Source organism: Deltaproteobacteria bacterium GWC2_65_14 (assembly GCA_001797615.1).
In the GTDB taxonomy this organism is placed as follows: Bacteria; Desulfobacterota; Deferrimicrobia; order Deferrimicrobiales; family Deferrimicrobiaceae; genus GWC2-65-14.
Map to the genome: position 1 here is coordinate 1 of MGPV01000003.1, position 2,340 is coordinate 2,340.

4 protein-coding genes are annotated in these 2,340 nt (G+C 63.4%); all 4 read right to left on the reverse strand.

From position 1 onward, the window contains the following. The coding region (locus A2X88_10040; GenBank protein ID OGP35839.1) for a peptide-methionine (S)-S-oxide reductase at nucleotides 1–546 on the reverse strand (546 nt) is incomplete at its 3' end. A gap of 92 nt (nucleotides 547–638) precedes the next feature. After that, the gene (locus A2X88_10045; protein OGP35840.1) at nucleotides 639–1,049 is read right to left on the reverse strand and encodes a peptide-methionine (R)-S-oxide reductase; all 411 of its coding nucleotides are present in this window, start codon (nucleotides 1,047–1,049) and stop codon (nucleotides 639–641) included. 415 nt (nucleotides 1,050–1,464) lie between these two features. Then, a complete protein-coding gene (locus A2X88_10050) occupies nucleotides 1,465–1,794 on the reverse strand; it encodes a hypothetical protein (GenBank protein OGP35796.1) in 330 nt (109 codons plus the stop codon). A 96-nt stretch (nucleotides 1,795–1,890) separates the two neighbouring features. Beyond that, on the reverse strand, nucleotides 1,891–2,340 hold a 450-nt coding region (locus tag A2X88_10055), incomplete at its 5' end, for a hypothetical protein (protein ID OGP35841.1).

Genomic DNA, 2,340 nt, shown 5'->3' on the forward strand with positions numbered 1-2,340 from the left:
CTTCCCCCACAACTGCTTGAGGCGTCCGTCGCGGCCGCACGAGGTGCGGTAGAAGGTGTAGCGGATCGGGTTTTTCTTGTAGTAGTGCTGGTGATACTCCTCCGCCATGTAGAACGGCCCCGCGGCCGTGACTTCCGTGAAGATCGACCCCTGGAACGGCTTGCTCTTCTCGAGCGCCTCCTTCGACTTCTCCGCCAGCATCCGCTGCTCCTCGCTGTGGGTGAAGATGCCGGATCGGTACTGGGACCCCACGTCGCAGAATTGCCGGTCCTTGACCGTCGGGTCGATGTTGCGCCAGAAGATCTCCAGCAGCTGTGCGTAGCCGGTCCTGGAGGGGTCGTAGACGATCTGGACCGCTTCGGTGTGGCCGGTCGCCCCCGCGGAGACCTGCTCGTAGGTCGGATTCTCCACGGTCCCGCCGATGTACCCGACGGTGACCGAGATCACTCCGGGAAGGGTGTCGAACGGCGCCTCCATGCACCAGAAGCAGCCGCCGGCGAAGGTCGCCTTCTCCGGTTTTCCGGTTGCCTTCTCCATCGTGCTCATCCCCCTGTCTTTTTCCGTTGCGACCGCGGCCGCCGCGGTCAGCGCCAGCAATAGGGTGATCCAAAGTACCGCAGGCCTGGACATGATCCCCCTCACTTTCCCGTCTTCTCCGGCTTCGCGAAGGCCAGCGAGACCGAATTGATGCAGTAGCGAAGCCCGGTCGGCTTCGGGCCGTCGGGGAAGACATGCCCCAGGTGGGCGTCGCACCGGCTGCAGAGGACCTCGATCCGCGTCATGAACCAGCCGGTGTCCTTCTCGGTGTGCACGTTCTCCGCGGCGACCGGCTCATAGAAGCTCGGCCATCCGGTTCCGGATTCGTACTTGGTCTCCGATCGGAACAGGTCGTTCCCGCAACAGACGCACCCATAGATCCCCTTCTCGTGGTGGTCCAGGTACTTCCCGGTGAACGCCCTCTCGGTTCCCTTCTTCCGGGTGACCTGGAACTGCTCGGACGAAAGGATCTCCTTCCACTCCTGCTCCGTCTTGTGGACTTTCTCCGCCATGACATACCCCTCCTGCGCAGAGGAATAGAGTTTGATCTTCTGCGGCGCCATCCCCTTCATGTCCGTGCCGGCCGGCGAACCATCCGTACCGCGTGCCGTGCCGCGCGGGAACGCGAGACCCATCAAGGTCCCTCCCGCCAGAAGCGCGCCGTACCTGAGGAACTCTCCCCTTCCCATCCTTACCGTCAACGTTTTTTCCATTTCGACTCTACCTCCCTCTTCGCCGCGGATGCCGATTTCGCGTCGCGGCTCCCCTTCCTGCTGCTCCCTCGCGGGATCTTCTCCTCTGTAAAGATGTAACCGGGGAAGGTCCCGCTTCGCCCGCCCCGTGACTTTCATGCTGACGGACCGGGATCACACCCTTGTCACGGCAAGATCACGTTTTGATCACGGAAAACGAGGCGGAAAATGCGGCTTAGATACTGGTGGTGGAAGGAGGCGCGGTCTGTAGGGTGAATTCGAACGTCGACCCGGCGCCGACCGCGCTTTCGGCCGAAAGATAGCTTCCGTGCAGCTCGAGGATCCTGCGGGCGATGACCAGCCCAAAGCCCTCCACCGCCCCGGCGAGCCTGCGGTGGAGGATGAGGTCGAGGATGACGAGGTCGTACGGTTTGGCGAGCGCCTGCCGAAGTCCGGCCTTCCCGTCGGACACGACGGTCACCGAATACCCCTCGTCTTTCAGATGCAGGTCGAGCAGGCGGGCGATATCCTTGTCGTCTTCGATCACCAGGACGTTTCGGGACATGGGCGCGTTCCCCGCAGGCGCTTGCCTCACGGGCATCATACCATCCCCAACACCTTCCCCTGGCTCCTGGATCAACCGGGGTCTTCCTGGATTGCCCTAAGGCCGCAGGGAGTCGCTGGCGATACACCAGGCGGCGATCGTCATTCCGTCCCAGATGGCGCCCGACCGGATTCGCGCCTCGACTTCGGCGGGGGTCAGCCGGAGAAGCTCGAACTCCTCCGTTTCGTCCGGCGTCCCCCCGACGAACCGAAGATCCCTCGCCACGTAGACCCGGCACATCTCGTCAGTGACCCCGTTGAAGGGGTTGAACACCCCCGCCGGGACCAGGATCCCCGCGGAATAACCGGTCTCCTCCGAAAGCTCCTGCCTCGCCGTCTCCTCGTGGGTCGAGCCGTCCTTGACGCTTCCGCAGGGAAACTCCGCGCTTTCCTTTCCCAGCAGGTAGCGGTACTGGTTCACCAGCAGCAGGCGGCCGTCCCCCGCGACCGGGACGACCATGGAAGAGCCGTTCGTGTGGACGTAGTGATACTCGCCGGGCTTTCCCGA

Bases quoted from the DNA above. Each gene is read 5' to 3' on its own strand.
- A2X88_10045 (OGP35840.1), bottom strand. From the start codon at position 1,049: ATGGCGGAGAAAGTCCACAAGACGGAGCAGGAGTGGAAGGAGATCCTT.
- A2X88_10050 (OGP35796.1), bottom strand. From the start codon at position 1,794: ATGTCCCGAAACGTCCTGGTGATCGAAGACGACAAGGATATCGCCCGC.